The organism is Sinorhizobium fredii USDA 205 (assembly GCF_001461695.1).
In the GTDB taxonomy this organism is placed as follows: Bacteria; Pseudomonadota; Alphaproteobacteria; order Rhizobiales; family Rhizobiaceae; genus Sinorhizobium; species Sinorhizobium fredii.
Genome location: NZ_AUTC01000136.1, coordinates 17,846 through 37,917, shown reverse-complemented (window position 1 = coordinate 37,917; position 20,072 = coordinate 17,846). Strand labels below are relative to the sequence as shown.

Sequence of the window (20,072 nt, the reverse complement as noted above, 5' to 3'; positions counted from 1 at the left end):
TCCTATCCATAGACCATGTTACGCCGCTCTGGAATCGGCAGGACGGAAGCGCATCGCGCTTGGACGGAATGCTATTCTACCACGACATCCCAGGCCCAGCCTCAGAAAGACTGGCCGATGCCGGCATAGATGCCGTATTCGGTGCCGCCCGGGTATTTCTTGAGCGGAACCGCGAAATCGAGACGGATGGGCCCGAAGGGCGTCGCATAGCGCAGGCCGATTCCGGCTCCGGCGCGTATGTCCGAGAAATCCGGTGTGGTGCCCGTCGATACGCTGCCGGCGTCGATGAAGGGCACGATGCCGATCGTGTCGGTGACCGCAATGCGGACCTCCAGCGATCCGTTCACATAGGATCGTCCGCCGGTCTCTTCGTTGTCGGCATTGCGCGGGCTGATCTCCTGGAAGGAATAGCCGCGCACCGAGCCGCCGCCGCCGAGGAAGAAGCGCCGGGTCGCCGGAATGTCGGAAAGCTCGTCGCCGCCGACAAGCACCCCGGCGCCAAGCTTGCCGGCCAGCACGAATCGGTTCTCGCTGCCGAGTGCATAATAGGTGGAGGCGGAGGTTTCGAAGGAGCTGAAGAAGGTCTGGCCCTCGATCTCGTAGCTCGGCTTCGCGTTGATCATCGCCCGGTAGCCTTCCGTGGCGTTCAGCTTGTCGTCGCGCGTGTCGCGGACATATTCGAGCGGGATCGCGGCGGTCAGATAGGAATTCGAGCCGAAGGCATCGTCGATATCGGCCCAGCCCAGCTCCGCCCCGACCGAGACAGTATCCTCGGGCGTAAGCTCGAAAGCGGCGCCGGCCGCGGCGGTGATCGTCTTGGCATTATAGGCATCCGGATCGACGATGGCTGCCTTGACGCTCGCCGTGAAGGTCGATGCCGGCCCGAAGGCGCCGGGCTTGGCAAAGAGAATGCCGGCCGAATAGTCGAGCCCGCCGACATCCGTGGTCTCGCCGATCCGGTCGACGGAGCCCTCGATCCGGAGCGACTCGGCCCGGCCGAAGAGATTGCGATGCCCCCAATAGCCCTGCAGGCCGAGGCCGTCGGTCGTCGAGACCTGGCCGCCAAAGCCGAAATAGCGGTGCTTGCCTTCGGAGACCTGGATGTTCATCGGGATTGTGCCGTCCGGCGCAAGCTGATCGGCCTCGACGATCGTGACGCTGGAAAAGACGTTCAGCGTCCGCAGCCGCTCGGCGGCCTTGCGGATATTTTCCGGCGAGTAGGGCCGGCCATGATTGAGCCGCGAATAGTCGCGGACAAAATTCGGGTCGACGGTCTTCGTACCGGTGACGGTGAGGTCGCCGACAGGCGCAACCGGTCCGGATTCGGCCCTGATCGTCACGTCGACCGTGGAGGTGGCATGGTCGGCGACAACGCTGCGCTCGGCGATCTTGGCGAGCGGCCGGCTCTGTTCCTTGAGATCGACGACGATCTGCTCGCCCGCCTTGATGATCAGCGTCGAGTCGGCGCGGGCGCCGCGCGTCAGATCATAGGTCGCCGGATCGAGCCCCGCGGCATCGCCCTCGAATTTTATCGCATCGAGCGTGAAGGCCGGCCCCGGTGCGACGCGCACCGTTACCGGCACGGCCTGGCCATCGGGGAAGGAAGGATCGGGCGGCAGGCTGTCGATGTCCTGGCCATTGATCAGGATCGTGATGGTGCCGCCGTAGCGGGCCTTCTCATAGAGTGCGGCGAGCAGCCGCTCCCGGTCGTCGCGCGCCTTGATCAGAAGGCCGAGGTCGCCGGAGACCGGTTTTTCCTGATCCTGGTTGAGCTGCGACGCATTTTCAAGCGCCTCGCGCAGCTCTTCGTCGTCCGTACCGGGCTCGAAGGTAAGCGTGTAGTTGACGGGGTCGAGAACCTGAACCTGCTCTTCGGCGCTCTCGAAAAAGCGCATGCCGAAGATCCGGATCGCATGGGCCTGGCCGACGAAAATCGGCCCGAGCGCCGTCGAGGCCGCAAGAGCGAGTGCTGTCGCCGCCTTCCAATACGCAGTACTCGAGTGTGGTGGAGACATCCTCCGCATCCCGTTTCAGGCGACTCCTTACTCACTACCTGCATGTGCGGCAATGGGCACTCTAGCAGGGCAAAGTTTTCCATTTGTTAACGATCAGGGACCGGCGCATCCACCCCCGGAGCGGCGATTCGGGTCGGATTTTCGGCAAAAAGGACTCGTTCTGTGGTGCTTCGGGCACAAGAGGGGCCGGGTGGCTCCGGCCCCAAGCGGCCATAGGCCCTCGTCCGGAATGCCCTAGAAATTTCGTGTTGCCTCCAATCCGGCCAACAAGTTTTGCTGGTGAGCCCGGCACTGGCGGTACGTGGAGTTGCGCTGAGGCGCTCAGTCTGCAAGGCTGACGGTATCGAAGGGCGGAGGATACAGCGATGAAGGGAGCGGATAGCCTTTGCGATACTCTCCTGGCCAACGATGTCAGGGTGTGTTTCGCAAATCCGGGGACGTCGGAAATGCACTTTGTTGCGGCGCTTGATCGCAAGCCGGAACTGCGTTGTGTTCTTGGCCTCTACGAAGGCGTCGTCACCGGAGCCGCAGATGGCTACGCGCGCATGACTGACCACCCCGCTGCCACATTGCTCCACACTGGACCAGGTTTGGCAAATGGTCTTGCCAATCTTCATAATGCCCGTCGCGCGCGCGTTCCGATGATAAATATCGTCGGCGATCATGCCTCCTACCATCTTCCGCTCGACGCTCCGCTCACCACCGACATCGAGAGCCTGGCCGCTCCCATGTCCAATTGGGTGCATCGTATCGGCGGTCCGGAAGATGTTGCGCTGTCCACCGAGGCCGCTTACCGCGCCGCGCTCTTGCCTCCAGGCATCGCGACGTTGATCCTGCCGGCCAATGCCGCGTGGGGCGAAGTCGTTCCCACGCGGCCGAACAGGGTAGTCCTCCCCGCGCCGGCTACGGTCAGCATTGATATCGTGCGAAAGGTCGCCGCAGCCATCCGCAACGCCCCCGGTCGGGTCGGAGTTCTTGTCAGCGGGGCCGCCGCACGCGAAGACTGCCTGTTGATCGCAGGACAAATCGCAGCGCATTGCGATGTACGCCTGTTCAGCGAGGTTTTGGTAGCAAGGATGGAGCGCGGTGCCGGGCGCGTCGCCCCGACTCGTATCCCCTATCCAATCGACGCCGCATTGGAATTGTTCGACGATATCGATGTGCTGGTGCTGGTTGGTGCTCCGGAGCCGGTCGCCTTCTTCGCCTATCCGGGCAAGCCCGGACGGCTCGTTCGCGACGGCTGCAAGGTGCTCACTCTGGCAAGGTACGGGGAAGATCTGAAAGGCGCGTTGGAAGCGCTCCGCGACGAACTGGGCGCAACTCGATCGCAGCTGCTCCCGCTTTCAAAAATTGCTTCCGAAGAGTCTATTCCCAAAGGAAAGCTGACCGACGACGCTATCGCCGTCATGATGGCCCGAAAACTTCCGGAGAATGCGGTCGTTTGCGATGAGGCTATCACCTCGGCTCGCCGGTTCTTTGCGTTGTCTGCAGGCGCCGCGCCGCATGACTATCTCATGACAACGGGCGGCGCGATCGGCGACGGCATTCCCTTGTCGATCGGAGCCGCGATCGCCTGCCCCGATCGGAAGGTTTTCAACCTGCAGGCGGATGGAAGCGCCATGTACACGGTGCAAGGTCTTTGGACGCAGGCGCGGGAGAATCTAGATGTGGTAACGATCATTTTCGCCAACCGCGCCTACGCCATCCTTCAGGCCGAAATGCAGAATGTCGGCGTCAAGGCGATTGGAACAAACGCGCGGCGAATGCTGGAGCTGGACGAACCACCGCTTGATTGGGTCTCAATCGCAAGAGGCATGGGGGTTGAGGCGGCACGTGCAAATTCCTGTGAGGAATTTGGTGATCTCCTCGACAGCGTTCTGTTGCGTCGCGGACCGTTTCTTGTCGAGGCGGTCATCTGACTTCGAGTTGGACGCGTCCGCTCTGGATGTTTGGAGAGCCATGAACGGTGAGAGCCGCGCTTCGGCTCCCTACGCAGCCTGCGGGCGCGAGTGACTGGTCTTCGCGGCGGTACGGGTGGTCGCGGACTCCCTCGGCCGACCTTCGCCGCCCGTCCCACCCGAACCGGTCTGGCTCAGGGCTTTGTCTTCGCGTCCTCGTCCCGGAACGCCGCCTCGCCGGCATCCGATACCTCGACCCACTTCTTGTCGGGCGCGGCACCTTCGACGTAGCTGTCGTGCCAGTTCCACCACTTGTAGGTCGGCGTCTGGGGGTAGCCCTCGGGCGAATCCTCCCAGACCTCCTGCCGGCCGAGCGGCGTGATGTCGAGGTAGTTCCAGGTGCTGCCCATCTGCTCGTCGCCGCGGTTGTTGAGGAAGTAGGTGCGGAACACGCGGTCGCCGTCGCGGTAGAACACGTTCGTGCCGTGCCACTCGTCGACGCCGAAGTCGGCATCGAAGCTGTCGGTGATGGTGAACCACGGCATCTCCCAGCCCATCCGCTTCTTCAGCCGGGCGATATCCGCCCGGGGCGCCCGCGAGACGAAGGCGAGGGTGGTGTCACGGGCATTCAGGTGGGCGAGGTGAGCGACCTGGTCGGCCACCATGGAGCAGCCCCGGCAGGCCTGGTCGGGCCAGCCGAACACGCCCGGCTCGAAGAAGGCGCGGTAGACGATCAACTGGCGCCGGCCGTCGAACAGGTCCGTGAAGCTGACCTTGCCCGCGGGCCCCTCGAACACGTAGTCCTTGGTAACCGCCATCCACGGCATGCGCCGGCGCTCGGCGGCAAGCGCATCACGGGCGCGAGTCTGGGCCTTTTCCTTGACGAGCAGCTCGTTGCGTGCCGCCTCCCACGCCTCGGTCGAGACAACCGGTGGCGTGTGCATGACGGCCTGTCCGTCTTTCCGTCCGTTCTCGGTTGGTATCGTCATGGCTTCGGAACCTCCAATCTTGTGCGAATTGCCGCGCCTCGCGGTCGAGGCGCAATTCGCTGCTGAATGCTTGGTCTTCGGGTAGCTTGGCACCGGAAAACCGATGGTGCGAGTAACAAGTGTGACGGTATTCCGGCGGCGTCGCTGTTTGCAGCCGTGACGCGTGCACAGACAATGGGATCGATGTCGTGATCTCCATCGATAAAATCTGCGATTTCTTGTCGATCCGGCGAGTTCGTCGTACAAAGTTAAACACTTAGGCCTTCCCTCCGTTCCACCTCTTTCCCGGACGGCTTCGACATGATTTCGAGGATCAAAAGTATCGAGGACGTGCGCACCCTGGCGGTCGCGATCGTCGAGACTATTCCCGAGCCTTTTGTCGTGCTCGACGACAAGCTCGGGGTAGTCATGGCCAGCCGTTCCTTTTATCGGACCTTCAACGTCGATCCCGCCGAGACGCTCAATCGGCCGCTTTACGCACTTGGCAATGGCCAGTGGGATATTCCCGTGCTGCGCAGCCTCCTTGGAACAGTCGTGGGCGAAAAGACGCCCATGGAGGATTTCGAGGTTGAGCACGACTTCCCCAATGTCGGCTCGAAGATCATGCTTCTCAGCGCGCGCAGCGTTCCCTTTGACGGCAGGAGAAACTCCACAATCCTGTTGGGCTTCGTCGATGTCACCGCGCGTCGGCTGGCGGAGCGCGAGAAAGACGAGCTCCACGCGCAAACCGAAGAATTGCTGCACCAGAAGAATGTTCTTCTTCAGGAGCTCCAGCATCGCGTCGCCAACAGCCTCCAGATCATTGCGAGCATTCTGATGCTCAAGGCGCGCGCGGTGAGTTCCGAAGAAACCAGACACCATCTGGAGGATGCGCGGCAGCGCGTGATGAGCGTCGCGGCGGTGCAGCAGCACCTGAACTCGTCCGCAGCCGTCGACAAGGTCGAGGTAGGTTCCTATCTGAGCAAGCTGTGCGAGAGCCTTGCTGGGTCAATGATTGGGGGGCGGGACCAAATCGGCGTAAAAGTGATTGCGGATCATGCAGAGGTGGATTCGGGCGCAGCGGTCAACATCGGTCTCATCGTAACGGAACTCCTCATCAACGCGATAAAACACGCCTTTCCAACGCCCCATCCCGATGCCCAGGTTCTCGTCACATACGAAGTCAACGCCGCCAATTGGCAGCTGACGGTGTCGGATAACGGTGTCGGTAAATCGGATCCGACGATGAGCCCAGGACTGGGAACCACGATCGTCAAGGCGCTTGTCGAGCAACTGGATGCCCAGCTCAAAACGAGCGCCGGCCCGAAGGGAACGACGATTGCAATCGCGCGAACGCGTGCGATCCCGAAGCGCCGGCCCACCTGATCTGACGCCGCGTCCGCTAGGATGCGCGGGCGCTGTAGTCGGTCGACATCCCTGGAAATCGAACTATCTTCGACTACCTGTCGTCTATCAGCGGAGGGAGTTCCATGGCCGACAAGTCGCCCAGCAAGCCGACGAAAGTCACCGTGAAGGTGGCCGAGCCGCGCCAGCCGGGCGTCAAGTCATCGGCCCGCAAGCCCGCCAATGCCGCGGCGAAGGAATTGCCGGCGGTGCGCAAAGCCGCGGCAACCAAGAGCAACGGCCCCGCGACGGCCGCGAATCCGACCCTTCTCTCAGGCGGCAATCCGCAGATCGCCAAGGGCTACGGCGACGCGCCCGTGCAGGCCTACATAGCGGCCATGCCGGGCTGGAAAAGCGAGGTCGGGCGACGCCTCGACGCGCTCATCGAGCGTACCGTCCCCGAGGTGCGCAAGGCGGTGAAATGGAACTCGCCGCTATACGGAGTGGAGGAGCAGAGCTGGTTCCTCGGCATCCATTGCTTCACGAAATACATCAAGGTGGCTTTCTTTCGCGGTGCGTCGCTCAGTCCTGTGCCGCCCGGCGAGTCGAAGCAGAAGGAGGTGCGCTATTTCCATATTCACGAGGACGATGAGCTCGACGAGGTTCAGTTCGCCGCCTGGGTGAAGCAAGCCAGCCAATTGCCCGGCGAACGAATGTGAGCGGCGAAGGCGAAGTGCGTGACGGCAACCATGAAAACAAACACGGAGAAGAGGATGAACGGCTCGAACGAAGGAGAAAACGCTCCTTCTCAACTGATCGATGCGAAAATCGAAGAGTTGAGCGATTGGCGGGGCGAAACGCTCGCTTGGGTACGGATGCTCATCAAGGAAGCCGACCATGAAGTGGTCGAGGAGTGGAAGTGGAGAGGCGTTCCGGTGTGGTCGCACGGTGGGATCATCTGCACCGGCGAAACCTATAAGAGTGTCGTCAAGCTGACCTTCGCCAAGGGCGCCTCGCTGGAAGACCCTTCGGGCCTCTTCAATTCCAGCCTTGAGGGCAACACCAGGCGGGCCATCGATATCCATGAGGGCGACAGGATCGATGAACAGGCGTTGAAGGCGCTCATTCGCGCCGCCGTGACCCTGAACCTGTCGGTAAGAGCCACTGGCCGCTCTCAGAAGAAAGCAAAGAGCGCCTGAGCACCTCATATGCAGCCGACCACTCGAGCTTGCGGCGCAGCGCCGCCCGGATCCCCGCCAGCCGCAAGGCGGCCGTTCACCGCCCCCCGCACACAGAAAAGCCCCGGATCGCTCCGGGGCCATTGGGTCGACGATTGCCGCGGCAATCAGCAGGCGTCGATGTAGCGGCGGCCGTAGCGATCGCGGTAGTAGCACTGGCCCGGCTGGTCGGTGACATGGCCGATGACGGCGCCCGAAACACCGCCGATGGCCGCGCCGACGGCGGCACCGCGCACGTCCCCGGTGATCGCGCCGCCGATGATCGCGCCCGACGCGGCGCCGATGCCGGCACCCTTTTCCGTCTGCGTGCAGCTTGCGACCGCCAGGGCGACCAGAACAAGTGCGATGGCTTTCTTCATGTAGTCCTCTCCGATCTCTACGGATGTCAGCCTATCGCTTCGTCCGTCTCATGAGTGATGGCGGCAAGACGCAACCCCGCGTCCTCCACTTGAACTTGCAATGCGGAAAATACCCCGCCGCCCAGGAAAGTCCACTGGAGGCGGCGCGATCGTCCGGCCGCAAGATAATGCGATCCTTCCTGAACAGAAGATGAAGGCGCAGTTTCCGGCGTTACATGCGATATCGGATTTTTTTGCCGTTCTGCGGCCGAGACGGTTGCGGCATTCGGAAAAAAGACAAATGATACAACGTCGCCAATCGGTCCGGGAGGAGCGGACCGCTGGCAGAGGGCATCGATATCAGGCGCGTACTTTCGGTCGCGTGAACATATCTCACCCGATTTGAAGCCGCGCTCGCGTTGGTACGGACCGACCCCGGAGGGAGCGAAATGGCGAAAATAACAATGACGGTCAATGGCCGCCAGGTGAGCGGCGTCTGTGAGGACCGGACGCTGCTGGTGCACTTTATCCGCGAAAACCTCGGACTGACCGGTACGCATGTCGGCTGCGACACATCGCAGTGCGGCGCCTGCGTCGTCCATATGGACGGTCAATCGGTGAAGAGCTGTTCCATCCTCGCTGCCCAGGCAGCAGGTTCGTCGGTCATCACCATCGAGGGGCTGGCGCAAAACGGCGAGCTCCATCCGGTGCAGGCCGCCTTCAAGGCGCATCACGGCCTGCAATGCGGCTTCTGCACGCCGGGCATGGTGATGACGGCGGTCGACATGATCCAGCGCCACGGCAGCGCTCTCGACGAGGCGACGGTGCGCGCCGAACTCGAAGGCAATATCTGTCGCTGCACCGGCTACCACAACATCGTCAAGGCGATCCTCGCCGCGGCCCACGAGATGGGCGGCGCGCGTCAGGCCGCGGAATGAGCGGCAAGCCGCTCGTATCATCCAGGATCTCGCTTGGTCTCGGGAGGAGATAGGCAATGGGCGTTGATGGCATCGGCGCGCGCGTGGCGCGCAAGGAAGACAGGCGGTTCCTGACGGGCAAGGGGCGCTACACGGACGACATGTCGGTGCCCGGCATGAAATATGCGGTCTTCGTGCGCAGTCCGCATGCGCATGCGACGATCGCCGGGATCGACGCGACGGCAGCCAGGGCGATGCCCGGCGTCATCGACGTGCTCGACGGCAGACAATTGCTGGCCGACGGCATCGGCAACCTGATCTGCGGCTGGATGATCCACTCCAAGGACGGCTCGCCGATGAAGATGGGCGCCTGGCGGCCGCTTGCCGACAAGACGGTGCGCTATGTGGGCGATGCCGTGGCGATCGTCGTAGCCGACAGTGTCGCCGAGGCGCGCGATGCGGCGGAAGCCGTCGTCGTCGACTACGACCCCCTGCCGGCCGTCACCGATCCGGTGCAGGCGCTCGCCGACGGGCAGCCGCAGCTTCACCCGGAAGCCTCGAACAATCTGGTGTTCGACTGGGAACTCGGCGATGGAGCTGCCGTCGACCGGGCGCTCGCCGCCGCGGCGCATGTGACGGAGTTGAAGATCTTCAACAACCGCCTGTCGCCCAATCCGATGGAACCGCGCGCCACGCTCGGGATCTACGATGCCGGCGACGAACATTACACCTGCTATACGACCAGCCAGAACCCGCATCTGGCGCGGCTGGTGATGAGCGCCTTCTACAATGTCGCGCCGGAAAACAAGCTGAGGGTGATCGCGCCCGACGTCGGCGGCGGCTTCGGCTCGAAGATCTACATCTATCCGGAGGAGATCGTCTGTCTCTGGGCCTCGAAGCGGACCGGCGTGCCGGTCAAATGGACGTCCGATCGGACAGAAGCCTTCCTGACCGACGCGCATGGCCGCGATCACGTCTCGACCGTGAAGATGGCCTTCGACGCCGGCAACCGGATCACCGCACTCAAGGTCGACACCATCGCCAATCTCGGCGCCTATATGTCGCTGTTTTCCTCCTGCGTGCCGACCTACCTCTATGCGACGCTGCTTTCCGGGCAATACGATATCCCGGCGATCCACGCCAATGTCCGCACCGTCTACACCAATACGGTGCCGGTCGACGCGTACCGCGGCGCGGGGCGTCCGGAGGCGACCTATCTTCTCGAACGGACCATGGAGACGGCGGCGCGCGAGCTCGGCCTTTCGCCGGCCGAGCTCCGGCGGACCAACTTCATCCGCTCCTTCCCGCATCAGACGCCGGTGATCATGAACTACGATGCCGGCGACTATGAAGCATCTCTCAACGCGGCGATGGCAGCGGCCGACTGGAACGGCTTTGCGGCCCGCAAGGCCGAGGCCGAGGGACGCGGAATGAAACGCGGCATCGGTATGAGCTGTTACATCGAGGCCTGCGGGCTCGCGCCGTCGGCAGCGGTCGGTTCGCTCGGCGCCGGGGTGGGCCTCTGGGAATCGGCCGAGGTCAAGGTCAACATGGTCGGCACGATCGAGGTGATGACCGGTTCGCATAGCCACGGCCAGGGACATGAGACGACCTTCGCCCAGCTCGTCGCCGACCGGCTCGGCCTGCCGATCGACAGCATCAACATCGTGCATGGCGACACCGACAAGGTGCAGATGGGCATGGGCACTTACGGCTCGCGCTCCGGTGCGGTCGGCATGTCAGCCGTCGCCAAGGCGCTCGACAAGGTCGAGGCGAAGGCGAAGAAAATCGCAGCGCATCTGATGGAGGCGGACGAAAGCGACATCGTCATCGAGGACGGCGTGCTGAAGGTCGCCGGCACCGACAAGTCGGTCCCCTGGTTCCAGATGGCGCTTGCCGCCTACACCGCCCACAATCTGCCACCGGGCCTCGAGCCGGGGCTGAAGGAGAGCGCGTTTTACGATCCGGCCAACTTCACCTTCCCGGCCGGCTGCTACATCTGCGAGGTGGAGGTCGATCCGGAGACCGGCCGGACGAAGGTCGTGCAGTTCGTCGCGGCAGACGATTTCGGCAACATCATCAATCCGATGATCGTCGAGGGGCAGGTGCATGGCGGCATCGCACAGGGCATCGGTCAGGCCCTGCTCGAGGGGGTCCGCTATGATGACAGCGGCCAATTGCTGACGGCGAGCTATCTGGACTACGCCATGCCGCGCGCCGACGACCTGCCGTCGTTCGTGGTGTCGACCTCCAACACGCCCTGTCCGAACAATCCGCTCGGCGTCAAGGGCTGTGGCGAGGCTGGCGCGATAGGTTCGCCACCGGCGCTGATCAACGCGATCACCGATGCGATCGGCAACAATCAGCTGACCATGCCGGCGACGGCGGAAAAGGTCTGGGCAGCCGCTCAAGCCGCCAACTGACCGGGAGGAATGAACATGTACCAGACGAACTATCACAGGGCCGCCTCGATCCAGGAAGCGGTGCAAATGATGGGCGCTGCGACGGAAGGCAAATATCTCTCCGGCGGCATGACGCTCATCCCGACGATGCGGCTGCGGCTCGCCGCGCCGAGCGATCTTGTCGACCTTCGCCGCATCGCCGAGCTGAAGGGGATCGCCGTCGACGGCCGGTCGGTCCGGATCGGCGCCGCGACGACGCATGAGGAGGTCGCCACCTCTTCCGCGTTGCGGGCCATCTGTCCCTCGATTTGCGGGCTTGCCGGTCACATCGGCGACCCCGCCGTGCGCCATATGGGGACCATCGGTGGCTCCATCGCCAACAACGACCCGGCGGCCGACTATCCGGCTGCCATGCTGGCGCTCGATGCGGTGATCGTCACCGACAGGCGTGAGATCAAGGCGGCCGCGTTCTTCACCGGCCTGTTCGAGACGGCATTGGAGGAGGGCGAGATCATCACCGCCGTCCGCTTCGATGCGCCGGCCAAGGCGGCCTACCAGAAGTTTCCCAATCCGGCCTCCCGTTACGCCATGGCCGGGGTCTTCGTTGCCCGGCGCGACAATGGTGATGTCCGGGTCGGGGTGACCGGGGCCGGCTCGAGCGGCGTCTTCCGCCATCCGGGCCTCGAGGCGGCGCTTTCCGCCAACTGGTCGCCGGATGCGGTGGCGAATGTGACGGTCGATGCATCGGATTTGCTGACAGACCTTCATGCCAGCGCGGCCTACCGCGCCAACCTCGTCAGGGTTATGACGAAGCGCGCCGTCGCGGCGGCCTAAGGGGCCTACTTAAGTCGTGAAAAAGGGCGGCTGCGGCCGTCCTTTGTGACAATTGCTTGACTTCGATCAAAGTTGAAGGGATTGAGTTGCGCTAGCTGTTTTGGAATAGTTCAAAACTAGGGGCCTTTTGCCGCAGGCGCAGGGGCCATTCCGGGGTTGACCCCTGGTCGCTTTGAAGGAAAAAGACGGCAAGGCACTGGAGTTGATGATGGATTTCGAGAGTTTCTTCAAGAACGAGCTGGACGGGCTGCACCAGGAAGGCCGCTACAGAGTTTTCGCCGATCTCGCCCGCCATCGCGGTGATTTCCCCAAGGCGACGCGCTACACGGCCGACGGAAGCCAGGAAGTCACGGTCTGGTGCTCGAACGATTATCTCGGCATGGGCCAGTCGCCGATCGTCACCGAAGCCATGAAGCGGGCGATCGACGAATGCGGCGCGGGCGCCGGCGGAACCCGCAACATCTCCGGCACCAACCATTACCACGTCCTGCTCGAGCGCGAGCTTGCCGACCTGCACGGCAAGGAATCGGCGCTGCTCTTCACCTCCGGCTATGTCTCCAACTGGGCCGCGCTTGGCACGCTCTGTTCGAAGATTCCTGGTGTCATCGTCTTCTCGGACGCCGGGAATCACGCTTCGATGATCGAGGGGATCCGTCATTCGAAATGCGAGCGCGTCATTTTCAAGCACAATTCGGTGGCCGATCTCGAATCGAAGCTGGCGGCGGCTGATCCGCGTGCGCCAAAAATCATCGCCTTTGAATCCGTTTATTCGATGGATGGCGACATCGCGCCGATCAAGGAATTCTGCGATCTCGCCGACAAATACGGGGCGATGACCTATCTCGACGAGGTGCATGCAGTCGGCATGTACGGTCCGCGCGGCGGCGGGATCGCCGAGCGCGAAGGGCTGATGCACCGCTTGACGGTGATCGAAGGCACGCTCGGCAAGGCCTTCGGCGTCATGGGCGGCTATATCACTGGTTCGGCGGCGCTCTGCGATTTCATCCGCTCCTTCGCCTCCGGCTTCATCTTCACGACCGCCTTGCCGCCGGCGCTGGCCGCCGGTGCGCTCGCCTCGATCCGGCATCTCAAGGAAAGCCAGCTCGAACGCTTCGCGCATCAGGAGCGCGTGCGGCGGCTGCGCTCGCTGCTCGACCAGCGCGGCATCCCTCACCTGGTCAATCCGAGCCATATCGTCCCGGTGATCGTTGGCGACGCGGCCAAGTGCAAGTGGATCTCCGACCTGCTGCTCGACCATTTCGGCGTCTATGTCCAGCCGATCAATTATCCGACGGTGCCGAAGAAGACCGAGCGCCTGCGCATCACGCCGACGCCGCTGCACTCGGATGCCGACATCGATCACCTGGTCGGCGCCCTGCATTCGCTGTGGTCGCGCTGCGCGCTGGCGAGGGCTGTCGCGTAAGCTTCGGCGAACCGAATTCTGTTTAGTGGATCAGCCCGGCAGCCGTCTGCCGGGCTTTTTCATCCGCCGCGAACACGTCGTCCATCGTCACGGCGGCCGGCAGGTCGGAGAGCCTGTCCATCACCTTCTCGACGATGTCCGCCATGGCAAGGAAGCCGATGCGGCCCTTGATGAAGGCCTCGAGCGCCGTCTCCTTGGCCCCGTTCAACACCGCACCCTGGCTGCCGCCAGCCTCCATCGCGCGTCGCGCCAGGCCGAGTGCCGGGAAGCGCGTCTCGTCCGGGGCCTCGAAATCGAGCCGGGCGAGCTTGGCGAAATCGAGCCGCTCGATCGGCAGCTCGCAGCGCTTCGGATAGGATAGCGCATAGCCGATCGCTGTCCGCATGTCGGGGCAGCCGAGCTGGGCGAGTACCGATCCGTCGCTGTAGCCGACCATCGAATGGATAACCGACTGCGGATGGACGATCACCTCGATCTGGTCGGGGCGCAGGCGGAAGAGATGGCGCGCCTCGATCATTTCCAGCGCCTTGTTGAACATCGAGGCGCTGTCGATCGAGATCTTCAGGCCCATCGACCAGTTCGGGTGGGCACGGGCGATGTCGGCCGTCACATGCCGCATCTCCTCGAGGGACTTGGTGCGGAACGGGCCGCCGGAGGCCGTCAGGACGATGCGCTCGACGGCGTGGCGCTGGTCGTTCTCCAGCACCTGGAAGATCGCGTTGTGCTCGCTGTCGACGGGCAGCAGCCGGCCTCCGCCCCTGGCGACTGCGTCGATGAACAGACTGCCGGCGGAAACCAGACATTCCTTGTTGGCAAGCGCGATATCGGCGCCGCGGCGGGCAGCCGCAAGCGTGGGGCCGAGCCCCGCATTGCCGACGATCGCCGCCATCAGCCAGCCGGCGTTCCGTTCGGCCGCCTCGATCAGGCCGCTCCGCCCGGCGGCTACCTCGATGCCGCTGCCGCCAAGCGCATCCTTGAGTTCGCCGTAGCGGTGTTCGTCGGCGGTTACCGCCAGTTCCGCACCCATCCGTCGCGCCTGGTCGGCGAGGAGCGGTATGTTGCCATTCCCCGTCAGGGCAGCGATTTCGAAACGGTCGCGCCCGCCGAGCCGCTCGATGACGTCGAGCGTGTTGGTTCCGATCGACCCGGTGGAGCCCAGTATCGTCAGACGGCGCTTGCTCTCGTCGCCGGATGCCATTGCCAAATCCCGTATTCTTCTCGTTCGAACGATTTAGATAGGCTCTACAGCCGAAACCCGCCGGCAACAAGCGAAGAAGCTGCCACTCTTCTCTGTGCGGCACCGCTAGAGTAAGAATCGATGCGGCGGCAACGCCGCGCCGATTTGCGTGAGGAGTTTCCGATGCTCAAAGCCCTGACAGCCGCGTCCTGTGCCTGCGTGATGATCGAGCTCGCCTCCATGCAATCGGTCGCCGCCGAAAACGTGCCGCCGGAACTGATCGGTTCCTGGCTCGCCGAGGACATCGGCGGCGGCGGGGTCATCGACGATCTGGAGACGGTTCTCGAGATTCACGAGGACGGTACCTATGGCGGGATGGGCGGCTGCAACATGTTCACCGGCGTCTTCAGCCTCTCGGAGAGAACGATCACCTTCGGCCCCACCGCCGCGGCGCGTACCTTGTGCGCCCCCGCCATCATGGAGCAGGAACAGAAGTTTCTAGACACGCTGAAAAACGAGCTCACCTGGAAAGTGGATGGCACGCGACTCACTCTGACAGGGTCGAATGACGCGCCCGTCATGCGCTTTGTGTCGGCGGAGTCGGCCTCCTCCGGGATCGCCGAGGTGACGCTGCGAATTCCCGGCGCCGGCGCGGCCGATCGTCAGAGGGTTCGTTACGACTGCGGTGGGGAGACGGTTGAAGCCGAATATATCAATGCCGGCTCCGTCTCACTCGTCACCTTCTCGATCGGCGGCCACTATATCGTCGCGTCGGGCGTGCTTTCCGGGTCTGGGGCAAGATATGCGGGCGACCGCTACATCTGGTGGACTGAGGGTGATGAGGCGACGCTCTTCGATGTCTCGAAGGGGGAGGAGGATCCCGGTATCCTATGCGAGAGGAGGGGATAAGCAACCCGACGGCTCGCCGTTCCGTTTCGGGTCGCTCCTCGTTTGCGAGCATTGCGCGTCACGCGCTTGGGCATCCCCCGTTTTCCAGCAGCATTGGCACTGTCGAAGGTTCCAGTACGAGAGATTGGCAGCGGATCACCGAAATGTGCTCACCAGCAGTGCCCGCAGATGCGGACACTGCCTACAGCGAAGGTGGGGGACTTGATTGTCGCTCCCGATCTATGGAAGCGATGTCTAAATAATTCGCCACGCGGAAAATTGTTCCGGAGCCCGGGTAAACACAGGGTTACGACGCCGACAGAGCGCATGGCCTTTCGTCCGCCGAAACCTTCCGAGAGCCCGGTGAATAATAGCGGGTCGAGGGTCCCCCGCCGGAACAATTGGCGGAAACCGATCATTATCCCCTCCGCTGCACAGAGGGACCCAGATCGAACGCGAAGGAGGGAGACATGAAGGAATCACATGCGATTTCCCGGCCGCAACGGGACGCCGACTATTCAGGGCGGCAGGCAGACTGCATCGCCGCCCTAAGGCCGGCTGTCGCGGACCTCGCTGCAGCCTCCCAGGAGAGAATCGTTGCGGCCATTGGCGGAGAAATGACCGGCGATCTGGTCGCTCTGGCGCACAGGGCCGAAGAGGCCGGCTGGAGCTTCAAAGAGGCGTCTGCTGCCATCGAAAGCCTGGCGCGCGAATACGAAGGGGCAAAAGGAGCCATCTTCGACTGAGCGGCTCAATCTTCGTACGGGGCGTGGCGTCATATCCAGCCAGCGGCAACGGCGTAGACAAGAGCGGTTGCCGCGAGCACAACGCCGGAGATCAGCAGCGACAATCCGAGCCGCGGTCTCGACGACTGGCCAGATTCGGCAGCGGCAAAGGGGCGCATCGCATCGCCGAACTCGGTCGCGACTTCAACTGGCTTGCCGTGCAGCTGCGCTACCCTCGCTTCTCGCGTTGCCTCGGGATCGAGCGGAGTTCCCGCCGCCTCGCCGTCGGTCTCGAGCGGTGCCGCCGCCGGGTCGAAGCCCGGCTTCTTGTCGCCGGTGCGGCCGCGCTGAATGTCCCCGCGCAGCTGGGCCGGATTGCTTGCCATTGCGGGCACCTTGGACATGCTTGCTCCTTTCTGCCGTAACAACCGGGTTGCACGGCGGACGTTCCGGCGTCGTCAGTCAGGCTTCGGCGTTTTCACCTCGCCAAAGCGCACTTCCTCGCGCGACAGGTTGTCGGAGATCGACTGCTCCTCTTCGTCATTCGGAAGCGCCTCGTCCGGGTCGACGTTCTGCTCGTCTCGGCTGCGCACCGGGCGTACCCGGCCTTGCACGACCGGCCGCACTTGCATGCTCCGCGGCGTGCCCGGCACCTCCTCCTCGTCAGGCAGAGCCGGGTTCCTGCGGGCCGGCCCGTTGGGGCTGTTGCGTGCCATGGTATCCTTCCTTCCTTGCCCACTGCATGCTTCCTTAAATCGTATTCGATATAGGAATAAAAACATGCAGCGATTCCAAGTGCTACAGCGACCTTTGTGCGTCTGAAAAGACGCACGGCGCTGTAGAGAGGAAAGCGGAGGCGGGCACTTTGTTCCCGCTTTTGCCAAGCCGGGCAGAGCCGAGCAGGTCCAGGGCCGGAGCGGAGACCCTGGGAACAATTCCAAGCTGTGACGATTGATAGTGGAAGCAGCAAAACCGCAGTTTTCTGATCGATTCACAACAATTGCCGGGAAGGTACGATGTCGAAAACCGTGACCGCAGCCGTGATCGTCGTCCTGGTGCTGGTCGCGGTGCTCTGGACGATCTTTCCGTTCGATGGTCCGGCCGAAGAGGGGCAGCCGGCACCGCATGCGATCGACCAGTCGGAATGACCTATCGAGGACGCTCGGCAGGACGTACTGAAGATTTACCGGCTGCGGCCGCTGGCCGAGCCCCAGGACCCGAACTGGCAAAACGCCAAGTCCCAGGGGGAGGTGGTTGTCGTCGCGCGTTCCAGCGGTGACGCCCGGATCGTCGCCTCGGAGGCTGAGCTCGATTTCCGCGAGATCGACGCAAAGCCGGCAGAAGGCGTGACCACCGACATGGCGAGCGCCTTTCGCAGCGAAAGGCTCTCTACGGTGATAGAGGAGGGGCCGGCACCGCCGGGCTCGGATCGCGGCGTGATTGCCGGCCGGATCACCGTCGACAATATTATTTCCACCGAGCTTTGAGGGTCGTCCGTCCGGGCAACTTGAAAATTATTGCTCTTCGAGAGGGCGCTTCTGGCCAAACGTCGGCGAACCGTCTCTGAGGAAGGAGCCGCGGTTCTCCCTGACCGCTTCGACCAGGAAATCGCGCACCGCCCTGACCCGCGGCATCGCTATCTGGTCGCGGTGGCAGATCAGCCAATAGGTGCGCTTCAGTTCGATCTCCTCCGGCAGCACGATCTCCAGGTTGGTCTCGTCCTTCGCCATGAAATAGGGCAGCACGCAAAGGCCAAGCCCCTGACGCGCCGCCTTCAATTGCGTCAGGATGCTGGAGCTCTGGAAATGGGCGCGCAGGCCGGGCTGAATCTCGCCGAGATAGTCGAGCCCGGGCGTGAAGATCATGTCCTCGATATAACCGACGAAGCGGTGCGAGCTCAGATCATTGCGCGTGCGGATCTTGGAGTGACGGGCCAAATAGCTTCGTGCGCCATAGACATGTAGGGTATAGGGAGTGAGGACCTCGGAATGGTACGGTCCGGCCTTGGGCGCGGCGAGCGCGACCGCGATATCCGCCTCCTTGCGCGACAACGACATGATCTGCTGGATCGCCACGAGTTCCAGCGAGATGTTCGGATAGCGGCCGGCGAATTCGGCAAGCCGGTCGGAAAGGAAGAAATTGCCGAAACCCTCGAGCGTGCTCAACCGCACGACGCCGCGCTGGGCGGTCATGCCGTCGCTGATGTCGAACTGGAGCTGTTCGGTTTCCCGCTCGATCCGCTCGGCCGTCTCGACGAAGCGCTGGCCCATCGTCGTCAGCACGTAGCCGCGCGGATTGCGCTCGAAAAGCTTGACCTTGAGGGCAAATTCCAGCCGGTCGATGCGGCGGGAAACGGTGGCATGGCTGGTTCTCAAGCGCCGCGCCGCGGTGGAAAGCTGGCCGGTGCGCGCCACCGCCAGAAAGAACTGCAGGTCGTCCCAGGTGAAATTTGGATTCATACCTCTCCCCTCTGTTCAAAAATGAACAGATGCTGTTTGCAATTTACGGTTTTGGCCGCTTGCTTCCAAGCGAAATTTTCCCGATGGTAGGCGCTGTGCCGACATCTGAGGAGCATGTCTGGCCAAATTTGAACAGAGCGACGCAAGGAAACGGCCGGGGCCTCGAAAGGCGACGGCCGGGCCCTATGTGTTTGCGCATGACGGCCCCGCATCGCCCTGAAAATCCTTTGGGAGGACCCATGAACAAGAAACTGATCGCTGCGCTTGCAATTCTGCTCGCCAGCAGCACCGCCGCCCTTGCCGACGCATCCGACGGCAAGGTCAAGATCGGCATTCTCAACGACCAGTCCGGCGTCTATGCGGATTTCGGCGGCAAGTTCTCCTATGAGGCGGCGCTGATGGCGGTCGAGGATTACGGCGGCAAGGTGCTCGGCGTACCGGTCGAGGTGGTGACCGCCGATCACCAGAACAAGCCCGACATCGCCTCCAACATCGCCCGGCAATGGTACGACACCGAGCAGGTCGACAGCATCATGGAGCTCACTACCTCTTCGGTGGCGCTCGCCGTCCAGGCGATCTCGAAGGAGAAGAAGAGGATCGATATCGTCACCGGGGCGGCGACGACGGAGCTTACCGGCAAGCAATGCAGCCCCTATGGCTTCCACTGGGCCTACGACACGCACTCGCTCGCGGTCGGTACCGGCGGTGCGCTGGTCAAGCAGGGCGGCGACAGCTGGTTTTTCCTGACCGCCGACTATGCCTTCGGCTATTCGCTGGAGGAGAACACCGCCAACTACGTCAAGGAAAACGGCGGCAAGGTGGTCGGCGCCGTCCGCCATCCGCTCGCCACCACCGATTTCTCGTCCTTCCTGCTGCAGGCGCAATCCTCCGGCGCCAAGGTGATCGGGCTTGCCAATGCCGGCCTCGACACCTCGAACGCCATCAAGCAGGCCGCCGAGTTCGGCATCGTCCAGGGCGGGCAACGCCTTGCGGCCCTCCTCTTCACGCTCGCCGAGGTCCATGGCCTCGGGCTCGAGGCCGCGCAAGGCCTGACGCTGACCGAGGGTTTCTACTGGAACCGCAACGAGGAAAGCGCCAAATTCGGCAAGCGTTTCATGGAGCGCACCGGCAAGATGCCGAACATGGTCCATGCCGGCACCTATTCCGCCGTCATGCAGTATCTGAAGGCGATCGAAAAGGCCGGCACCGACGACGCCGATGCGGTTTCCAAGGAACTGCATGCGATGCCGGTCAACGACGTCTTTGCTGAAAACGGGACGGTGGCGCCGAATGGCCGCATGATCCACGACATGTATCTGCTCGAGGTCAAGAAGCCGGAAGAGAGCAAGGAGCCCTGGGACTATTTCAAGGTTCTGGCGACCATTCCCGGCAAGGAGGCCTTCATCGATCCGGCCCAGAGCGGCTGCGACCTCGTCAAGTCCTGAC

20 protein-coding genes are annotated in these 20,072 nt (G+C 63.1%); 13 read left to right on the top strand and 7 right to left on the bottom strand.

The window, feature by feature from the left end:
• Positions 1-101: 101 nt before the first annotated feature.
• Positions 102-2,015: an autotransporter assembly complex protein TamA gene (locus tag N181_RS15235; RefSeq protein WP_080577638.1), complete on the bottom strand. Its 1,914-nt coding sequence runs from the start codon at positions 2,013-2,015 to the stop codon at positions 102-104.
• Positions 2,016-2,380: 365 nt separating this feature from the next.
• Here N181_RS15235 and N181_RS15230 point away from each other — a divergent pair, with 365 nt between their 5' ends.
• Positions 2,381-3,934, top strand: a complete 1,554-nt coding sequence (locus N181_RS15230; RefSeq protein WP_037398006.1) for an acetolactate synthase large subunit — start codon at positions 2,381-2,383, stop codon at positions 3,932-3,934.
• Positions 3,935-4,107: 173 nt separating this feature from the next.
• On the opposite strand, the gene N181_RS15225 is transcribed toward N181_RS15230, so the two are convergent.
• A complete protein-coding gene (locus tag N181_RS15225; protein ID WP_037398004.1) occupies positions 4,108-4,902 on the bottom strand; it encodes a DUF899 domain-containing protein in 795 nt (264 codons plus the stop codon).
• 300 nt (positions 4,903-5,202) lie between these two features.
• Between N181_RS15225 and N181_RS15220 the strand changes: the two genes are divergently transcribed.
• The 3 genes from N181_RS15220 (at position 5,203) to N181_RS33175 (ending at position 7,424) form a co-directional block, all read left to right on the top strand.
• The gene (locus tag N181_RS15220) at positions 5,203-6,267 is read left to right on the top strand and encodes a sensor histidine kinase (protein ID WP_037436634.1); all 1,065 of its coding nucleotides are present in this window, start codon (positions 5,203-5,205) and stop codon (positions 6,265-6,267) included.
• 104 nt (positions 6,268-6,371) lie between these two features.
• On the top strand, positions 6,372-6,944 hold the full coding sequence (locus tag N181_RS15215) for a DUF1801 domain-containing protein (protein WP_014329997.1): 573 nt from the start codon (positions 6,372-6,374) through the stop codon (positions 6,942-6,944).
• 54 nt (positions 6,945-6,998) lie between these two features.
• The gene (locus N181_RS33175; RefSeq protein ID WP_014329996.1) at positions 6,999-7,424 is read left to right on the top strand and encodes a DUF1801 domain-containing protein; all 426 of its coding nucleotides are present in this window, start codon (positions 6,999-7,001) and stop codon (positions 7,422-7,424) included.
• Between the two features lie 146 nt (positions 7,425-7,570).
• Here N181_RS33175 and N181_RS33170 read toward each other — a convergent pair whose 3' ends face one another.
• Positions 7,571-7,822, bottom strand: a complete 252-nt coding sequence (locus tag N181_RS33170) for a glycine zipper domain-containing protein (protein WP_014329995.1) — start codon at positions 7,820-7,822, stop codon at positions 7,571-7,573.
• A 428-nt stretch (positions 7,823-8,250) separates the two neighbouring features.
• Here N181_RS33170 and N181_RS15200 point away from each other — a divergent pair, with 428 nt between their 5' ends.
• From N181_RS15200 to hemA, 4 genes are all read left to right on the top strand, one after another.
• A complete protein-coding gene (locus N181_RS15200) occupies positions 8,251-8,739 on the top strand; it encodes a (2Fe-2S)-binding protein (protein WP_014329994.1) in 489 nt (162 codons plus the stop codon).
• A 56-nt stretch (positions 8,740-8,795) separates the two neighbouring features.
• Positions 8,796-11,141 (top strand): xanthine dehydrogenase family protein molybdopterin-binding subunit, encoded by a 2,346-nt coding sequence (locus tag N181_RS15195; RefSeq protein WP_037397997.1) that lies wholly within the window; start codon positions 8,796-8,798, stop codon positions 11,139-11,141.
• Between the two features lie 15 nt (positions 11,142-11,156).
• A complete protein-coding gene (locus N181_RS15190; RefSeq protein ID WP_060563536.1) occupies positions 11,157-11,954 on the top strand; it encodes an FAD binding domain-containing protein in 798 nt (265 codons plus the stop codon).
• 208 nt (positions 11,955-12,162) lie between these two features.
• Complete coding sequence (hemA, locus tag N181_RS15185; RefSeq protein WP_014329991.1) at positions 12,163-13,377, top strand: 5-aminolevulinate synthase; 1,215 nt, start codon at positions 12,163-12,165, stop codon at positions 13,375-13,377.
• 22 nt (positions 13,378-13,399) lie between these two features.
• Here the strand turns inward: hemA and dxr are convergent, their stop codons facing one another.
• Complete coding sequence (dxr, locus tag N181_RS15180; RefSeq protein ID WP_014329990.1) at positions 13,400-14,575, bottom strand: 1-deoxy-D-xylulose-5-phosphate reductoisomerase; 1,176 nt, start codon at positions 14,573-14,575, stop codon at positions 13,400-13,402.
• A 162-nt stretch (positions 14,576-14,737) separates the two neighbouring features.
• Between dxr and N181_RS15175 the strand changes: the two genes are divergently transcribed.
• Together N181_RS15175 and N181_RS15170 are read left to right on the top strand one after the other, a co-directional pair.
• Positions 14,738-15,463, top strand: coding sequence for an META domain-containing protein (locus N181_RS15175; protein WP_014329989.1), 726 nt, complete (start codon positions 14,738-14,740; stop codon positions 15,461-15,463).
• 449 nt (positions 15,464-15,912) lie between these two features.
• The gene (locus N181_RS15170) at positions 15,913-16,188 is read left to right on the top strand and encodes a hypothetical protein (RefSeq protein ID WP_037397994.1); all 276 of its coding nucleotides are present in this window, start codon (positions 15,913-15,915) and stop codon (positions 16,186-16,188) included.
• Between the two features lie 29 nt (positions 16,189-16,217).
• Here N181_RS15170 and N181_RS15165 read toward each other — a convergent pair whose 3' ends face one another.
• Together N181_RS15165 and N181_RS15160 are read right to left on the bottom strand one after the other, a co-directional pair.
• A complete protein-coding gene (locus N181_RS15165; protein WP_037397991.1) occupies positions 16,218-16,571 on the bottom strand; it encodes a hypothetical protein in 354 nt (117 codons plus the stop codon).
• Between the two features lie 54 nt (positions 16,572-16,625).
• Positions 16,626-16,883: a hypothetical protein gene (locus N181_RS15160; RefSeq protein ID WP_014329986.1), complete on the bottom strand. Its 258-nt coding sequence runs from the start codon at positions 16,881-16,883 to the stop codon at positions 16,626-16,628.
• Between the two features lie 300 nt (positions 16,884-17,183).
• Between N181_RS15160 and N181_RS35210 the strand changes: the two genes are divergently transcribed.
• Positions 17,184-17,315 (top strand): hypothetical protein, encoded by a 132-nt coding sequence (locus N181_RS35210; RefSeq protein WP_012709551.1) that lies wholly within the window; start codon positions 17,184-17,186, stop codon positions 17,313-17,315.
• 3 nt (positions 17,316-17,318) lie between these two features.
• The gene (locus N181_RS15155; RefSeq protein ID WP_037397988.1) at positions 17,319-17,654 is read left to right on the top strand and encodes a hypothetical protein; all 336 of its coding nucleotides are present in this window, start codon (positions 17,319-17,321) and stop codon (positions 17,652-17,654) included.
• 27 nt (positions 17,655-17,681) lie between these two features.
• On the opposite strand, the gene N181_RS15150 is transcribed toward N181_RS15155, so the two are convergent.
• Positions 17,682-18,626, bottom strand: a complete 945-nt coding sequence (locus tag N181_RS15150) for a LysR family transcriptional regulator (protein WP_014329984.1) — start codon at positions 18,624-18,626, stop codon at positions 17,682-17,684.
• Positions 18,627-18,865: 239 nt separating this feature from the next.
• Here N181_RS15150 and N181_RS15145 point away from each other — a divergent pair, with 239 nt between their 5' ends.
• Positions 18,866-20,071, top strand: a complete 1,206-nt coding sequence (locus tag N181_RS15145; RefSeq protein ID WP_037397986.1) for an ABC transporter substrate-binding protein — start codon at positions 18,866-18,868, stop codon at positions 20,069-20,071.
• Position 20,072: the final 1 nt, after the last annotated feature.

Excerpts from the sequence above, each read along its gene's own strand:
- N181_RS15230 (WP_037398006.1), top strand. The coding sequence starts at position 2,381 with ATGAAGGGAGCGGATAGCCTTTGCGATACTCTCCTGGCCAACGATGTC.
- N181_RS15145 (WP_037397986.1), top strand. The coding sequence starts at position 18,866 with ATGAACAAGAAACTGATCGCTGCGCTTGCAATTCTGCTCGCCAGCAGC.
- N181_RS15215 (WP_014329997.1), top strand. The coding sequence starts at position 6,372 with ATGGCCGACAAGTCGCCCAGCAAGCCGACGAAAGTCACCGTGAAGGTG.
- N181_RS33175 (WP_014329996.1), top strand. The coding sequence starts at position 6,999 with ATGAACGGCTCGAACGAAGGAGAAAACGCTCCTTCTCAACTGATCGAT.
- N181_RS15165 (WP_037397991.1), bottom strand. The coding sequence starts at position 16,571 with ATGTCCAAGGTGCCCGCAATGGCAAGCAATCCGGCCCAGCTGCGCGGG.
- N181_RS15225 (WP_037398004.1), bottom strand. The coding sequence starts at position 4,902 with ATGACGATACCAACCGAGAACGGACGGAAAGACGGACAGGCCGTCATG.
- N181_RS15160 (WP_014329986.1), bottom strand. The coding sequence starts at position 16,883 with ATGGCACGCAACAGCCCCAACGGGCCGGCCCGCAGGAACCCGGCTCTG.
- N181_RS15170 (WP_037397994.1), top strand. The coding sequence starts at position 15,913 with ATGAAGGAATCACATGCGATTTCCCGGCCGCAACGGGACGCCGACTAT.
- N181_RS15235 (WP_080577638.1), bottom strand. The coding sequence starts at position 2,015 with ATGTCTCCACCACACTCGAGTACTGCGTATTGGAAGGCGGCGACAGCA.
- N181_RS15195 (WP_037397997.1), top strand. The coding sequence starts at position 8,796 with ATGGGCGTTGATGGCATCGGCGCGCGCGTGGCGCGCAAGGAAGACAGG.
- dxr (WP_014329990.1), bottom strand. The coding sequence starts at position 14,575 with ATGGCATCCGGCGACGAGAGCAAGCGCCGTCTGACGATACTGGGCTCC.
- N181_RS15150 (WP_014329984.1), bottom strand. The coding sequence starts at position 18,626 with ATGAATCCAAATTTCACCTGGGACGACCTGCAGTTCTTTCTGGCGGTG.
- N181_RS15190 (WP_060563536.1), top strand. The coding sequence starts at position 11,157 with ATGTACCAGACGAACTATCACAGGGCCGCCTCGATCCAGGAAGCGGTG.
- N181_RS35210 (WP_012709551.1), top strand. The coding sequence starts at position 17,184 with ATGTCGAAAACCGTGACCGCAGCCGTGATCGTCGTCCTGGTGCTGGTC.
- hemA (WP_014329991.1), top strand. The coding sequence starts at position 12,163 with ATGGATTTCGAGAGTTTCTTCAAGAACGAGCTGGACGGGCTGCACCAG.
- N181_RS33170 (WP_014329995.1), bottom strand. The coding sequence starts at position 7,822 with ATGAAGAAAGCCATCGCACTTGTTCTGGTCGCCCTGGCGGTCGCAAGC.
- N181_RS15220 (WP_037436634.1), top strand. The coding sequence starts at position 5,203 with ATGATTTCGAGGATCAAAAGTATCGAGGACGTGCGCACCCTGGCGGTC.
- N181_RS15200 (WP_014329994.1), top strand. The coding sequence starts at position 8,251 with ATGGCGAAAATAACAATGACGGTCAATGGCCGCCAGGTGAGCGGCGTC.
- N181_RS15175 (WP_014329989.1), top strand. The coding sequence starts at position 14,738 with ATGCTCAAAGCCCTGACAGCCGCGTCCTGTGCCTGCGTGATGATCGAG.